The 15,868-nt window shown below is 48.9% G+C and carries 13 protein-coding genes; 6 read left to right on the top strand and 7 right to left on the bottom strand.

The window, feature by feature from the left end:
* Nucleotide 1: 1 nt before the first annotated feature.
* From L6442_RS03885 to L6442_RS03875, 3 genes are all read right to left on the bottom strand, one after another.
* Nucleotides 2-601, bottom strand: a complete 600-nt coding sequence (locus tag L6442_RS03885; RefSeq protein ID WP_212980269.1) for a GNAT family N-acetyltransferase — start codon at nt 599-601, stop codon at nt 2-4.
* Nucleotides 602-757: 156 nt separating this feature from the next.
* Nucleotides 758-1,207 carry a disulfide oxidoreductase gene (locus tag L6442_RS03880; protein WP_194233558.1) on the bottom strand — a complete coding sequence of 150 codons (450 nt, stop codon included), beginning with the start codon at nt 1,205-1,207 and terminating at the stop codon, nt 758-760.
* A gap of 52 nt (nt 1,208-1,259) precedes the next feature.
* Nucleotides 1,260-1,976 (bottom strand): DsbA family protein, encoded by a 717-nt coding sequence (locus L6442_RS03875; RefSeq protein WP_212980270.1) that lies wholly within the window; start codon nt 1,974-1,976, stop codon nt 1,260-1,262.
* Nucleotides 1,977-2,803: 827 nt separating this feature from the next.
* Between L6442_RS03875 and L6442_RS03870 the strand changes: the two genes are divergently transcribed.
* Nucleotides 2,804-3,820, top strand: coding sequence for an alpha/beta hydrolase (locus tag L6442_RS03870; RefSeq protein WP_212980271.1), 1,017 nt, complete (start codon nt 2,804-2,806; stop codon nt 3,818-3,820).
* 191 nt (nt 3,821-4,011) lie between these two features.
* On the top strand, nt 4,012-4,491 hold the full coding sequence (locus tag L6442_RS03865; RefSeq protein WP_212980302.1) for a GAF domain-containing protein: 480 nt from the start codon (nt 4,012-4,014) through the stop codon (nt 4,489-4,491).
* 75 nt (nt 4,492-4,566) lie between these two features.
* On the opposite strand, the gene L6442_RS03860 is transcribed toward L6442_RS03865, so the two are convergent.
* The gene (locus tag L6442_RS03860) at nt 4,567-6,663 is read right to left on the bottom strand and encodes an endonuclease MutS2 (RefSeq protein WP_212980272.1); all 2,097 of its coding nucleotides are present in this window, start codon (nt 6,661-6,663) and stop codon (nt 4,567-4,569) included.
* Between the two features lie 570 nt (nt 6,664-7,233).
* On the bottom strand, nt 7,234-8,925 hold the full coding sequence (locus L6442_RS03855; protein WP_212980273.1) for a glycoside hydrolase family 13 protein: 1,692 nt from the start codon (nt 8,923-8,925) through the stop codon (nt 7,234-7,236).
* Nucleotides 8,926-9,427: 502 nt separating this feature from the next.
* Here L6442_RS03855 and L6442_RS03850 point away from each other — a divergent pair.
* A complete protein-coding gene (locus L6442_RS03850) occupies nt 9,428-10,708 on the top strand; it encodes an ArsB/NhaD family transporter (RefSeq protein ID WP_212980274.1) in 1,281 nt (426 codons plus the stop codon).
* A gap of 49 nt (nt 10,709-10,757) precedes the next feature.
* Entirely contained in the window at nt 10,758-11,048 is a 291-nt protein-coding gene (locus L6442_RS03845; RefSeq protein ID WP_212980275.1) for a hypothetical protein, read from the top strand.
* A gap of 445 nt (nt 11,049-11,493) precedes the next feature.
* On the opposite strand, the gene L6442_RS03840 is transcribed toward L6442_RS03845, so the two are convergent.
* Nucleotides 11,494-12,423 (bottom strand): hypothetical protein, encoded by a 930-nt coding sequence (locus L6442_RS03840; RefSeq protein ID WP_212980276.1) that lies wholly within the window; start codon nt 12,421-12,423, stop codon nt 11,494-11,496.
* Between the two features lie 222 nt (nt 12,424-12,645).
* Here L6442_RS03840 and L6442_RS03835 point away from each other — a divergent pair, with 222 nt between their 5' ends.
* Both L6442_RS03835 and L6442_RS03830 read left to right on the top strand, forming a co-directional pair.
* Nucleotides 12,646-13,368 (top strand): peptidylprolyl isomerase, encoded by a 723-nt coding sequence (locus tag L6442_RS03835; protein ID WP_212980277.1) that lies wholly within the window; start codon nt 12,646-12,648, stop codon nt 13,366-13,368.
* 373 nt (nt 13,369-13,741) lie between these two features.
* Complete coding sequence (locus L6442_RS03830) at nt 13,742-14,476, top strand: ZIP family metal transporter (protein WP_212980278.1); 735 nt, start codon at nt 13,742-13,744, stop codon at nt 14,474-14,476.
* Between the two features lie 40 nt (nt 14,477-14,516).
* On the opposite strand, the gene L6442_RS03825 is transcribed toward L6442_RS03830, so the two are convergent.
* Nucleotides 14,517-15,692, bottom strand: a complete 1,176-nt coding sequence (locus tag L6442_RS03825; protein WP_212980279.1) for an MFS transporter — start codon at nt 15,690-15,692, stop codon at nt 14,517-14,519.
* Nucleotides 15,693-15,868: the final 176 nt, after the last annotated feature.

Below are 15,868 nucleotides of genomic sequence, written 5' to 3'. Positions count from 1 at the left end.
CTTATTCCTCCCGTCCGTTACCCTCAGCCTGCAGCTTTCGGGATTTCTCCCATTCATGGCGCAGCAGCGCATACATATCCGCATCCACAAAACCTTTGTCCGTATGGCGATACTGTCTCAGCCGCCCTTCCAGCATAAATCCGAGGGCTTGAAACAGCCGCCCGGCGCGTTCGTTCCGCGGGTCGGTCAACGCTTCAATCCGGTTCAGACCCATCTCCTCAAAAGCATACTCGACCACCAAACTCACGGCTTCGCTCATATATCCGCAGCCCCAATGGGGGCTGGACAGCTCGCATCCAATCTCCCCGCGGTATGCCCCTTCAAGCTGCCACCAATTTATGCCGCAGCTTCCGATCAGCTTGCCCGCCGCATCCTCAATTCCCCATCGCAAACCGTCGTCGGTCAGTGACAGGCTGTTCAGTATTCGTATCATTTCGGCAGCGGAAGCCGCATCCGGCATCCCGGGAAGATCGGCATAACGTCTTACCTCCGGATCCGACCAACAGCGGAACATCTCGTCCGCATCGCGTGAAGTGAGCCGGCGCAGTTTCACTCGCTCCCCCTCAAGCGCGGGGATCTCCCCTTCGCAACTGTACGGCATGCTGTCCCTCCTTACGCACAAAATCACAATACACTGTACACCTCAAGTCGCGAACAAATCAAGCTGTACAAATCGATTATAAACGTTCAAAAGCGCTTGTCCCATATAAGCCCGGCCGTAAGGCCAGACGGAACAAGCGCCGTGTCTATTTGCCAATTATGCCTCATGAACTTCTTCCTTGGTTTCGCGACCGGCGAGCAGCAGGACGATAATCAGGATAGAAGCGATCAACGCCATCAACGGAATCGTGATAAACCCGAACCAGTTCAGGTAATCAAAATTGCAAGGAATTCCGGCGGTGCAAGGAAGCGCTTTGGCCAGCGCCGGAATTTTCTGCTCCGCATAATGATAGATCGAGATGCAGCCTCCGATGACGCTAAGCGTGACGGCATAAGGGATGATTTTGCGGTCGTTTTTATAGCTTGCGATTCCGAGCAGAATCACCTGCGGATACATAAAAATCCGCTGAAACCAGCAAAGATTACATGGCAGATAATGCAAGACTTCGCTTAAGTACAAGCTTGCGCCCGTAGCCACGATGGACACAATCCATGCCAGGTACAGGGCATACGGGCGGATCGACGCCAAGAAACGATTGCTTTCCATCGCGAAAACTCCTCTTATTTCAGGATTGATCCGGCAAATGACATTGTTACTTTTATTTAGCCAGCTTCTTCTCGATGATCGGCTTTAATACGTTATAGTCCATCGGTGCCTGATCCTCTGCTTTTTCCCCGTTGATGAACAAGGTCGGCGTACTCATGACATGCAAATCCACCGCGGTTTTGTTTTGGCTGTCAATTTCCTTTTGATAGGTTTTTTCATCGATATCCTTGCGCAGCTTGTCATAATCGACTTTGATATTCTCGGTGCGGGCCAAGTTTACCAGAAAATCAGGCGTTGCCCATTCCTTGGTTTCATCGCCCTGGTTTTTGAATATCGCTTCGTTGTATTTCCAGAACTCGTCCTTATTCTGATGGAATACGGACATCGCAGCCAGTGCGGCGGTATTGGAATCCGCTTCCGGGCTGATGATCAGATAATTCATGGAATACAGCGCGACCTTGCCGGTATCAATGAAATCCTTCTTCAGATTCGGTAAAACTCCCTGCGTGAAATACTGGCAGCTTGGACATTTATAGTCGCCCATCTCCACGATTTTGATCGGTGCTTCCGGGTTGCCCAGCACAGGCATTGAGCTGTAATCAAAGTTTTCCTTGGTTGTAGAGCCCGGCTTCAAGAACAGCAGCAGCGCCACCAACACTACGATGCACGCACCCGTAATCCAGATTCCCCTCTTCATGCGCTTCTCCTGCTGCTGGCGTTCAGCCTGCCGCTGTGCAACTTTATTCACCGGCTTTTTCTTTGCTTTCATGGATTGCCAACCCTCTCCTCTCTTTACGTTAAAGTTTGAGGCGCCTTGGCATGGTCTTTTTGGTTTTTCTCCTAATCGCTTGCAACAAAGCACATCTCATCTACTTTATTCTAGCATCTTACTCTTTGAAAGGCTATATCCAGCAAGAGAGATCGCCCGCATTCGAACGCATTTTGACGAATTCTTCGGAATTTATACAAAATTAGGATTTCGCGAAATTCATGTAGTTCAACCGACTGCCGTCATGCAGCGAAGCACCGCGCGCTGTGAGCTGCGCGCGGTGCGAAAGATCCCAGGCGCTCCCGAGAACAATATATAGTCGAACTAAATCGATTCGATCCATATATTGCAAGCCGCTTTTTGGATCATGTTCATCTCTAACGAAACGTGAGAGCGCTATTCGCTACAAAAAGGTCTTTTTGAAATCTTAACGAAACAGGGTATCGCTATTAAGCTAAATAAGTGCCTGCAAGCCTGATTTTATCCCTAATAACGATCTATAGTTTCGTTAGATTTCATTTGCTCTTGTTTTTTGCGGCAATAGCACTCTGTAGTTTCGTTAGAGAGACCTAGACGAACAGAATACATGCTTCCGGTGCAATTTTTTCAAAAAGCTTTCAGCTTCGTGAGATGAAGTTTCCCCCGGATTCAATTTTCTAAAATGGATCTTCTGTAGAGAATTTGCCCCTCTTTGCTTGTGCCCGCATTAATCCATTACAAAACGGGTTCATATTTGTGTTCATTGCTTCGATGCGGCGGTTAAATTCGGATATTTCGGCATATACTATGCCCTACTGATTTCGTTTCCGGCAAGGGGGATAAATGATATGGAATGGTGGATTGCCGCTCTCATTGCAGCTTTTGCCGCGCTTGCGGCCGCATGCATTACCCAATACGCATTCGTACAAATGACCCAGATGAAAGCGCTGAGCCATCAGCAAACCTTCGAAGCGTTGGAGCGCGCCGGCGCCCGGCTGCGGGATTTTTTTGATCCATTGCCCAAAGAGGATGTCCAGATTCAAAGCCATGACGGTCTCCGGTTAAGCGGAGTCGTAGTCAAAGCCCGGCATGATTCGCCAAAATGGGTGATTCTCGTGCATGGATATACGACTTCCCTGCCTGCGTCCATCCCATTTATGGAAATATTCCGCGAGGAAGGGTTTAACCTGCTGCTCATTGACCAGCGCCGTCACGGAAAAAGCGAGGGCAAATATACGACATACGGCTATCACGAAAAGCATGACGTCGCAGCGTGGATCCAATACCTTAAAGACAATTATGGCGGCAATCTTATGATTGGCCTGCACGGCGTTTCCCTTGGCGGAAGCACGGTACTGGAATATTTGCCGCTATCGGGCCCGGAAGTCAAGTTCGTCATCGCCGACTGTCCTTATTCGGACCTGACCCGCCTGATGCATCACCAGATACAGAAGCTAAATCATATCCCGGCGGCCCTGTTTCTTCCGTTGGTCGATAAAAGACTGCGCCGAAGGATCGGCTTTACTCTAAGTCAGGTCAGCCCGCTCCGGTCCGTACAAAAAAGCAGCATTCCGCTCATGTTTATACACGGAACCAAAGACCATTACATTCCGCCCGAAATGAGCGAGGAATTGTTTGCGGCCGCAACCGGTCCCAAGCGGCTGCTGCTGGTCGAGGGCGCCACGCACGGTTTTGCGCTCGACGCTGACCCCCTTTTGTATAAAAAATCGGTACAGGAGTTTGTCAGGGAGGTTCTTTCCGGCTGCGTCGGCCCGTCGGAAGCCCCGGAACCCGCCTTGGAGCGTAAATGGCCGGAAGAAAATGATTGTGTCGGCCTGCCGCTGACGGAAGCCCCCAATGCTTGAGAAACAACCCCTGGGTATTTATCCCAGGGGTTGTTGTTTTATTAACAAGGATGGGATTTTTCCATCCCCTGTTACATGATGTATTTATATCTACATATAAAAAAAAACACATCTTTTTCTTGACTCGGAAGTCATTCCTGTATACTATCTAAAATTATTAACCATCGGTAAAAATGAAAGGGTGGAGTATGATGTTTCAAGCACTTCCTTATGAAGGAAACCGGAGCGAGCAGTTCGTAGCCGTTCTGGAACAACTGAAAGCGCTCATCCATGATGAACCCAGCTCCATCGCCAATTTGGCCAATGCTTCGGCGCTGCTCAACAGCTTTTTGCCGGATATCAATTGGGTTGGCTTCTATCTTTACGACGGACAAGAGCTTGTGCTTGGCCCTTTTCAAGGGCTTCCCGCCTGCATCCGCATTCCGCTAAACCGCGGCGTATGCGGAACGGCAGCCGGCGAGCGCAGAACGATCGTTGTGGATGATGTGCATGAATTTCCGGGACATATTGCCTGTGATGCGGCATCCAACAGCGAAATCGTGGTTCCGCTCATCAAAAATGGGGAGCTGTTTGGCGTGCTCGACATCGACAGTCCGCTGAAAGGACGCTTCGATCATGAGGAGCGGCAATTTTTGGAGCAGTTCGCTGCGATTATCAGCAAATCACTGTAATTTATTGTAAATTCATACCAAAACCCCGCCTTCTGTTAGCCTCAGAAAGCGGGGTTTTTCCATTTACTTCTTTTTCTATTGATCCTCCGGTTTGCGGATGATGTTCAATCCCTCCACATGCTTGCGCTGCATCAGCTTATGCTTTTTACGGTTCTCCTTGCTGTCAAAAACAATATCGAAATCATAATCTTCCGGATAAAGATTGCCTTTTTCGATATACAGCTTAACTCGTTTATGGTTGATCTTCAGCTTCTGCTTCTGAACCATCACGCCGATCATCCCCTTGGCGTCCACCTCCTGATAAATAATTCCTACGCGCTGAAGCGAGGTGACAAATACCGCGTCTCCCACCTCAAGCCGGCGCGGTTTGTCTTCCTTCTCTTCCGCTTTGCCGTCCTTGTGCAATATTTCCCCTTCACTTTTCATAGTTTCTGAATGCCCATCCTGCTCCGCCGGATCCTGCATGCTTTCTCCGCCTTCACCCGGCTGCAGCGGCTGCGGCTGCTTCCCCTGATCCAAGCCGTTTTGAATGGAGCTGGAAGTTTCCATAGTATCCATGCCAAGGTCTGCTTCGATTTTATTTCCCGTATCCATTCCGGCTTCTGCCATCAGCCCATGATTGAGTTCAGTTCCGGACAAATGCGGCTTGTGAACCCGCAATATATCGCGCGAACGTTCAATGATATTCCCAGCCAACCCCAGCTTGGTCGCAATCTCGATCGCATAACTTTGGCCCGATTCTCCAATCGTCAAGCGGTACAGCGGCGCGAGACTCTCCACATCGAATTCCATGCGGGCGTTTTGAAAGCCAGGGGTGCGGGAGGCAAACCCTTTTAGCTCATTAAAATGGGTCGTGACCATCATCATTGCGCCGCGGTGACCCAGTTCCTCCAAAATCGCGATAGACAGCGACATGCCTTCCCCCGGATCGGTTCCCGCAGCCAGTTCGTCAATGAGAAGCAGCGTGGAGCTGTCGGCCGTTTCGACCATGTCTGCCAATCTGCGGATTTGGGCGGAGAAGGTGCTGAGCGACTGCTCGATGCTTTGTCCGTCGCCAATAGCGGTCATCACCTGGCTGAATACGGCAAACACGCTTCCTTCCGCAACAGGAACGAGCAGCCCGGACTGAACCATCAGCGTCAATAGTCCAAGCGTCTTTAAGGCAACCGTTTTCCCGCCGGTATTCGGTCCGGTGATGATCAATGAGCGGTAATTTTTGCCCAGCTCCAGCTCAAGCGGAACCATCTTATTCAGCATCATGGGATGTTTCGCTTCGCGAATTCGGATCCAACCCCGGTCATTAAGTTGAACCGCCCGACCTCCGATCGAGCGCCCGAATTTTGCCTTCGCGAAGATAAAATCATAGTTTCCGGTAATATCGATATTGAGCAGCAGATCCTCGCTCGCTTCCTCCAGCAGTCCAGTAAGCATGCTTAAAACAACCGCTGTCTCACGGGCCTCATCTGCCTCCAGCATGCCCAGCTCCATCTGAAGCTGCGCAATTTCCTCCGGTTCCACGAATACCGTCTGACCGCTGGTAGACTGGTCGAGCACTGACCCTTTGACATGTCTGTGAAACTCCCTTTTGACAGGTACGACATAACGGCCGCCCCGCTGGCTGACCAAATGCTCCTGCAAAATCGAACCGTGCCGCGACAGAATCGAACTTATTTTCTTCTGAATACGGTCTTTCACCACCGTTATTTTCTTCCGAACCTTTTCCAGCTGTTTACTAGCCTGATCATCCACTTTCCCGAAGCGGATGCAGCGTTCGATTTCACCCTTCAAGCGCCCCAGTTCCTTCATTGAGGACGCGTAACTGCTGACTGTTGGTGCAATATCCCTTTTGCCGACCATATATTTCATGAGCTGCCCGCAGCTGTGCAGAAAGGTCTGAACTGCCGCAAAATCCTGCTCTCTAAACAGATAACCCGTATGAAGCAGCGAGATGACATGCTCTATCCCTTCCAGTGAAGGCAGCGGGATGCTTGCTCCTTTGTCCAGAATCTCCTTGGCCTCCGCAGACTCCGTCAGCGCGGTTTCAATCGCCCGCAGATTATTCATTGGCTCAAGGTCGTTAATATGCTTTCTGCCCGCATAAGATACCGCGTATTCGCGCAGGTTTTCTTTTACTTTGTCATATTCCAGCGTGCTTATTGTCATGTGATCCATTTGTATTTTGATCCTCCCTTTGTTTTGTACCCTAAAACAAAAAAGGGACAAAGAACGCATACGCGATTCTTTGTCCTTTCTTGCGTCCCTATCCCATGTTATCCCGAATAACCGATGCACAGTGCCCTTCAAAGAGCAGCATGGCTTCCGGGCTTTTGGCATATCAAACTGGAGATTCCCCCCGTATACGCCAAAAAACCGTACTGCAAGAGCACGGTTGTACAAGGCTCCCTAAACCGGAGCAACTCCGGGCGGGAATACCTGTATAGATAACAAAGGATGAAACAGCAGCCAAGGCGCCGTTTGATGCTTCGCGTGTTCTTAACTATTTCCATGACCATTGCAAGCACTTCCAATAAAAAGCCATGATCGAATACAGCCAGGCCAAGCTTCTCTCTGCCAAAAAAAGGGCGAAAAGAAACAAAGCTGCCTTCATCAGCCTGCTTGAATAGCTTGCTTGCGGTCTCTTATGGAATTGTGTTAGTTAAGAACAACCACCGACATCAAAATCTCTCCCTGCTTTTAGGTTAAGGCAAATTTATCAGTATTTTTGATCCATGTCAAGCCGCTTTAATGACTCAGCAAATACACTCTCGCCTCGTAGGGACGAAGCCGGAATGTCCGGGAAAGTTCCTCTTCATCTTTAACCGGATAGTTGCAGATTAAAAGTTCCCCCCGCTCCTGATGTATCTCCGTAGGCAGCTTGAACTCCGGCTCACCGCCCAAAAAATTCAAAATGACGAGCAGGCAAACGTCCCCAAGCGTCCTCGTGTATGCATAAATCTCCGGATGTTCCGCTAACAGCAGCTTATATTTCCCGTAGACGATCACTTCATGTTTTTTCCGCAGAGCAATCAGCTTTTTATAGTAATGCCATATGGAATCAGGATCCCGTAAAGCTTTCTCCACATTAATCATCGGATAATTCGGGTTTACTTTGATCCACGGCGTACCTGAAGTAAATCCCGCTTCCTCCGAGCTGTTCCACTGCATCGGCGTTCTGGCGTTATCCCGGCTTTTTTTCCAAATTGCCTCCATAATCCGGCCTTCCGGCACACCCTTGCGAATTTGTTCCTGATAGAAGTTGACCGTCTCCACATCCCGGTAATCATCGATGGACTTAAAGGCGATATTCGTCATGCCGATCTCCTCACCCTGGTATATATAAGGCGTTCCCTCCAGTGTATGCATGAAGGTAGCGAGCATTTTGGCCGACTCTACGCGATAGTTTCGATCATCGCCGAACCGGGACACGGAGCGCGGCTGATCATGGTTGCACCAGTAGTTCGCGTTCCAACCCCGTTCATGCAAAACCGCCTGCCAATGGCCGATCACCTTCTTCAATTCAAGCAGATTCCACGGCCGTACATCCCATTTGCCCGAACCTCCGGAGAGTGCGTCAATCTGCATATGCTCAAACTGAAATACCATATTCAGTTCCCCCCGGTCTTCGCCGACATAACATAACGCTTCTTCAGGACCGATTCCCGACGTCTCCCCCACCGTCATGATATCGTAATGAAAAAGCACCTGTTCGTGCAAGTTTCGAAGAAGCGTATGTACGTTTTCCAGATTGGAAAACAGCTCGTAAGCGCGCACCGTCGGCAAATGCTCCGGGTTGGGACCGTCCGGCAAACCAACCGTTTTGGCGATATGCGCAATAGCATCCAACCTGAATCCGTCCACCCCTTTTTTCAGCCACCACTCCACCATCTGATGCATGCATTCGACAACCTTGGGGTTTTCCCAGTTCAGGTCAGGCTGATGTTTTGAATACAGATGCAAATAATATTCATCCGTCGCATCATCATATTCCCAGACCGAGCCGCTGAAATAGGATTCCCAGTTGTTTGGGGGAGCGCCGTTTTTTCCTTTTCGCCATACGTAAAAATCACGCTTAGGATTGTCCTTCGAGGCCCGGGATTCGATAAACCAGGGATGCTCGTCCGAGGTATGGTTCAGCACGAGGTCCATCATGATTTTGAGGCCCCTGGCATGGGCCTGCTCCAGCAGACGGTCAAAATCCTCCATCGTCCCGAATTCCTTCATGATTGCCTGATAATCGCTGATGTCATATCCGTTGTCATGGTTCGGCGATTGATAAATGGGACAGATCCAAATGACGTCCACGCCCAGGTCCTTCAAATAATCCAGCTTAGCTTCAATCCCCCGCAAATCGCCGATTCCATCGCCGTTTGTATCTAGAAAGCTGATAGGATAAATCTGGTATACCACGCTTTCCTTCCACCATTTTTTATTCATGGTCGCCCTCCTTTACGCCTGAACTTTGACTTTGCTTTACAAGTAGACGGAAACACTTTATAATTATTTCTAAATGTTTACTAACCCTTTTCACATAGGGGCATAGTCACTTAAATCGCATAGAATACATTCGGAGGAGCCTGCCACGTGCGGGCTCCGTTTGTCTTTTTTTGGGCTTCTCGTTCTTTGTTCGGGTCCGCATGCGGCAATTTCCCCCTGATGCCTAAGGAGGAATTGAAGCATGGATTGATGCGAAATCTATAGAGGTTGTTCAAAAAGTCCGCGACCACCTTTAGCTGTAGTTTTTCTTGCGATATAGAATTTCATCAGCGTAGCTAGATAACGAATGAATTCTATATCTAACACGAAGTGAATCAGGAAGCGGATTCGGCATCGAATCTTGAATTCAGCCGGGCCAAGCATATGCTTACGAAGTATGTTTCCTTCGGAAGCATTTTAGGTGCTCACGTACGGACCGCATCGAAGAAAATGGGGAGGAATTATGGAACTGCAAACGATTTTGGCTATTGCTATTTTTTTGATTGCTTATGCACTCATTATTTCGGAAAAAATCCACCGTACGATCATTGCGATGATCGGCGGCGCGCTTATGGTGGTTCTTGGCATCGTGAGCCAGGAAACCGCTATCCATCACATCGATTTCAACACGCTGGGCCTTCTGATCGGGATGATGATTATTGTCAACATTACCGCAGAAACGGGGCTCTTCAAATTTATAGCAGTCTGGGCTGCCAAAAAAGCCAAAGGACGGCCGCTGGCCATCATGATCGCGCTGATGCTGCTGACCGCCTTGGGATCGGCATTTCTGGACAATGTGACCACCGTACTGCTGATGGTACCCGTTACCTTTAGTATTACACGCCAGCTGCGGGTCAATCCGCTGCCTTTCCTGATCACGCAGATTATTGCGTCCAACGTGGGGGGCACGGCAACCCTGATCGGCGATCCGCCGAACATTATGATTGGCAGCGCGGTCAAGGAATTAACTTTTATGGCCTTTATTCAGAATCTAACGCCGATTGCGCTTTTGATTCTTCTAGTTCTCATTCCGATCTTTGTCCTGCTATTCCGGAAACACATCAAAACGACGCCGGAACTGATGCAGGGCATTATGGATCTGGACGAAAAAGAGCTTTTGACGGATCGTAAATTGCTGATCAAATGTCTGACGGTGCTTGGTCTGACGATCATCGGATTTTTCATTCATCAGCTCGTGCACATCGAATCCGCGACCGTCGCATTGGCCGGAGCCTTCCTGCTTCTGCTGATGACGGGCGAACATATGCTGGAAGAGGCTTTTGCCAAGGTGGAATGGCCTACGATATTCTTCTTTATCGGATTATTCGTATTGGTTGGCGGCTTGATCGAAACAGGCGTCATTGCCACACTGGCGGAAAAAGCCGTTGGACTCACCGGAGGCGATGTGACTTCCACCTCGATGCTGATTTTATGGCTGAGCGCCATCGCTTCCGCCTTTGTCGATAACATCCCGTTTGTGGCCACCATGATTCCGATGATCCAAGATATGGGCAGCATGGGGGTAAGCAATCTGGAACCTTTATGGTGGAGCCTTGCGCTTGGCGCCTGCCTCGGCGGAAACGGCACCCTGATTGGCGCCAGCGCCAACTTGATTGTGGCCGGCATGGCCTCCAAAGAGGGATATCCGCTTAAGTTTACCGCTTTTCTGAAGATCGGCTTCCCGATCATGGTGCTGTCTATTGTATTAGCAAGCGGTTATATATACCTTAGATATTTAATGTAATTAGCGAAACAAGGAAATGCTAACACTGGATTGAGATGGAGGTGCTCGCATGCTGGCATACCGTTGCAATGACGATGTAACTGTAATTACCGAAACGGTAAATGAACAGGATGTTGAATTTCATTTGCGGCTGCTTCAGACAGAGCCTTATCTGCAACACTTGAAGGAAATCCGGCATTACTTCGAGGAGAACGACATCTATACCGATGTGCTCTTCTATATCTACAAAAATCATGAGTACGGAGCCATTGTCCGGCAGGCCTATTACGTGGATTTCGTGCTCCAGCTGATGAAATACGGTTTTCTCCGGAGCGTGGAATGGAAGGACGAAAAAGCGTAAACCGTCTGGCTTTAGCTTTCCCGTTAGAGGCAACCATGAATGGAGTTTGGCTGAAGCAACCGAAAAAGCGGCATAGGAGATTAATTCCTGCGCCGCTTTTTATATCCATTGGATCCGTGGTGCTGATGACCAATGACCTCATGATTTAACGTGGGTTGGGTGAATGATTAATGATATGACAGCATCAAGAGTTGCTTCTTTTTTCTGAAAAAGTTGCGATTGTGCATCTTTTGGAGCTATTTTTTAATCATTAGTGACATATTCCTGCGAAAGTGCATCTTTTTTCTTATGTAGAACCTTATTTTGTATGTAACACCTTAAAAACCTGCACTTTCGCAATTTTTTGCTATATGGTGGGATTTATGCCTGAAAAAGCATGCACTTTTGCAATTTTTTCCTAATTCCATCTAAAAACAGACTCCCGGAGCGAATCAAGCACCTTCGGCTAATCAGCCGATTCAATGATCGACTCATACCTTCTTTTCATATCATTCAGGCGCGTTTCCATACCTTTGTATTCGGATTCCAAATGCCTGACCAATTGTTTTGCCTCATGCAATTTATTCTCGACCTGAGCCAGCGCGTCATTGATCCGTCCCTGCACCATCCAATCGAAAATAAAGCCATCGAAAAAATAATCCGAGAAACGCAAAAAACCATCGATGTCCATTTCGATGGATAGATTCATCTGCACATCCTGCAGCTCTTTGCCGAACCGGCGCAGGCTGGTCTGGGCTGCATGGATATAATCCATCGCTTCGTCAATCTTGTTATGTTTGATATGCGTGGAGATCATCCCGCCGCCAAGCATGTCATAAGTTCCCCAATTGCGTGCAGATTGCAGGTAATCTCTGGCCTGCTCCAGATCATGCAGCACGGATCGGCCTGCCTGCACCGCTTCCTTCATTTCTTTAAGATAAATGGACAAATCCGCCTGCTGTTCCGCAAGCTCCGCTAACTCCCCGTTTTGCTGCAGCATCCATTTTTCTTTTTCCTGTAAAATACGTTCAAATTCGATATCGGAATAACGCACGTCCCGGAGCAAATCCTCCAGCTCCTTGCACTGCTGTTTGATGTCCCCCACAGCCCGTGCAGCCGCATCGTACTTAGCCTTGACTTCCAACACCTCCAGCTGCTCACGTTCCAGCTTCTCCTCCTTTTTGCCGATCAAGCTGAAGAATAGTCCGGTCAAAGATGCTCCCATCAACCGTTCTACATCTTTCTCCTCATCCGCCAGCCGCATCTTCCATCCATCCGCTTCCCGCTCATGTTCTTTCAGTTCCCTCTGCAGCTCCTGAAGCCGCTTCTCCCATTTGGTCTTGTTGCGCATATTCTCTTTCAATTCAGCCAGTCGGGCATTTTCCGCTTCGAACATTCGACATCCCTCCATGCCAATTTTTACTTTCAATACCTTCATTAACGCGCCTTTCGGAAAGAAGTTTCAAACAATTCAAGAACCCCTGTTCAAGCTATGAGCAAAAGCCTTCCAAGACATACGCTAGATTTTGCGCTGAAAAATCGATATGATTAGAAAAGCGGTTGCCGGGGAATTCCGGATAACAGAAACAGAATGCTAAAAGGAGTGAACATGAGTTAGATGAAATTCAAAAAAGCATATCTTCCATTCATGATCATGATCGTAGCTGCGCTTGTACTCGGCGGCTGCGGCAAAAAGACGGAAAAATCGGCGGATCAGCCAAAACAATCGCAAGAGACGCAAAACGATCAAAATCAAGGCTCTAAAGAGACGCAGGGAAGTAAATCCGATCAAGGATCTCAAGCGGCGAAAAGCTGGACAAGCCCGCCGGAAATGAAAATCGACACAGGGAAAACCTATGAAGCCGAAGTTAAAACTTCCAAAGGTACGTTTAAGATCGAGCTGTTTGCCAAGGATGCCCCAAAAACCGTAAACAACTTCGTTTTCCTGTCCAAGGAAGGTTTCTATAACGGGGTAACATTCCATCGCATCATCGAATCGTTTATGGTTCAAACCGGTGACCCGACGGGAACCGGCGCGGGCGGCCCGGGCTACTCCTTCGAGGATGAAAAAACAAGCTACAAATACGAACCCGGAATCGTAGCGATGGCCAATGCCGGCCCGAATACTAACGGCAGCCAGTTCTTCATCTGCACCGGAGAAGACAGCACTTCGCTGAACCAGAATCCAAACTACACCATCTTCGGCAAAGTCACCGAGGGCATGGACATCGTCAAACAAATCGCGGCAACGCCTGTAGAAGTGAATCCCGCCGCCAACAACGAGGTAAGCAAGCCAAGCGAGAAAGTAACGATCGACAGCGTCAAGATTGAGGAAAAATAATCATTAAACACCCCCGCAAAGAGTATCGGAAAGAAGTAAGGGCGACTCTCAAAGAGGGGCCCTTTTGCGGAGCAAAAGTACTGAGTGGAATCTATGCTCCGATGCTTATTCCAAATACTTTGCGGGGACTTCAAAAAAATTCCATATCCGTTAAAAGGGACCGTTCATGTCAGCGCTGGATTTAGCTGCATGGGCGGTCCCTTTTTGTTGATATGCCGGTCGCTTCAGATCGAAAACCGCCGCGGCTATTGGAAGGATAAACCTTACATCTCCTCCATAGCCGACAGCCCCCGGTCATATTGGTCAGAGCTTGCACATATTTTGGTACAAGTAGGTTTTAGCAGCTTCAATCCATGGGAAACGGGAGGAAACGATGAATACTGTTCTGCTTGGAAGTCTGGCCACATCGATATGCACCGCTTTGGGCGCGCTGCCGGCGCTGCTGTTCAGCAACGTAACCCACAGGGGGAGAGATATTCTCCTGGCATTCACCGCCGGTATCATGGTCGCCGCTTCGACCTACGGACTGATTCCATCGGCATTGAAACTGTCGAATCTTTGGATTCTGACCATTGGCACACTTCTGGGCACAGCCGTTCTCACCCTTATGGAGCAGCTTATCCCCCATCAAGATCTTGAGCATAACTCGCACGGTGCGGACAATTCCCGGACAAGTTCATTGATGTTCCTCTCCGCCATGGCCCTTCATAATCTGCCGGAGGGGCTATCTGTAGGGGTTAGTTATGGGAGTACGAATCAGGAGCTTGGAACCATCGTCGCGCTCAGCATCGGCCTGCAGAATATACCGGAGGGCTTCCTGACGGCTTTGTTTCTCATTACCCATGGCCTTCGCAGACGGACAGCGCTGCTGCTGGCCACCTTTACGGGCGTGCTTGAACTGGCGGCCTGCTGGGTTGGACTGCAGTTTACCGAAAGCTTCCATTCCATCATCCCTTACGGGCTTGCTTTTGCCGCCGGAGCCATGTTATTCGTCGTCTATAAAGAGCTGATTCCCGAAAGCCACGGTGACGGCAATGAACGTGCTTCTACCTTTTCTTTTATACTCGGCCTGCTCACCATGATTGCGTTGACTCATTTGCTGCGGTGAACATTCGAATGATCAAATCCCGATTCTCACTATATATTAATTACGCCGCCGGAGCCTGCTCAGCCCGCGAGCTGAATATTTTCAACTTCACCAAAATCAAAACAAACGCTAAAGCCGCAAAAATCATTCCGCTCCAGATAAGCTGATGGATGCCAAATTGAGATATAAACCAGCCGCCCAATGATGATCCCAGCGTAATCCCAAGATTGGAGAACGAAACGAACAGACTGTTGCCGAATTCGGGCGCATCCTTGACCTCGGTCATCAACCAGGTTTGGCTGACGATCAGCCCGCCGGAATGAATCACTCCCCACAACAATACAATCGGCAGCATTGGCACAAAAGATGCCCCGAACATATAGACAAGCAAGTAAACGGCCAGATAAAGAATCGGAAAAGCCGCCACCGTTTTAACCATGTTCCTTTGCAGCGAACCGCCAAACAAGAAGTTGCCTGCAATCATAATAACGCCAAACGCCATCAGCATCCCGCTGATCCATGTGCCGTTCATATTTGTAACCTGTCCCAGGTACTCGGCAAAATAGCTGTAAACCGAAAACATCGCCGCGAAAATGCAGCAGACCGCAGCAATATTGAGCCATACGGCCGGTCTGCCCAAAATGCTGATCTGTTTACCGTACGACATTTTCTCCCGGACCGGCATGGATGGCAGCAGAAGCAAAATCCCTGCAAACGCGATCCCATTCACAGCAGCTGCGAATAGAAATGCCGCTTCCAGCGAAATCCGCTCCGCCAGATACGATGTTAGAGGGACGCCAAAAGCAAAACCAACGGTAATACCGGCAAAAACCTTCGTTACCGCCCCGCCGCTTTTTTCCGGAGGAACAAGCTGTGCCGCCGTAACAAGCGCAATCGAAAAAAACACGGGATGAAAAATGGCGGGCAGAATGCGAAAAATCATCAGCACCTCAAACTGACCCGTCAGAGCGTAAAAAATATTCGAAACCGCAAACATCAAAACCGACAAACTCAGAATCAGCTTGCGATTCATCCCGGAGGCCAGAAGCGTGACAAAAGGTCCTGAAATGGCCACAACGAAAGCAAAAACGCTCACCATAAGCCCGGCCTGAGCCGCCCCAATATTAAACTTCTGACTTACCTGCGGAAGAACTCCAACAATCCCCATTTCCGTGGTAATAATGCCGAATACGCCCAACGCCAATATGATAATCAGCAGTGGATTGCTTTTTTTCATCGATTTAATCTCCAATCTGAATTCATTTTGTAACTATATATCTAGATATATAGATATGTTTGGACATCATTTTCTTTATCTCTTCTTTTATCAAACTCCTTTCTATTTATTTTCCCAGGTCTCCGTATACCTATGATATTATACATCTACTTATCTAGATATGTAAATTCGAAATC

Origin of the sequence: Paenibacillus azoreducens (assembly GCF_021654775.1) — a bacterium.
Classification (GTDB): Bacteria; Bacillota; Bacilli; order Paenibacillales; family Paenibacillaceae; genus Paenibacillus_AQ; species Paenibacillus_AQ azoreducens.
Note: the sequence above shows the minus strand (reverse complement) of the source record. Positions and strands in the feature narration are given on the sequence as shown.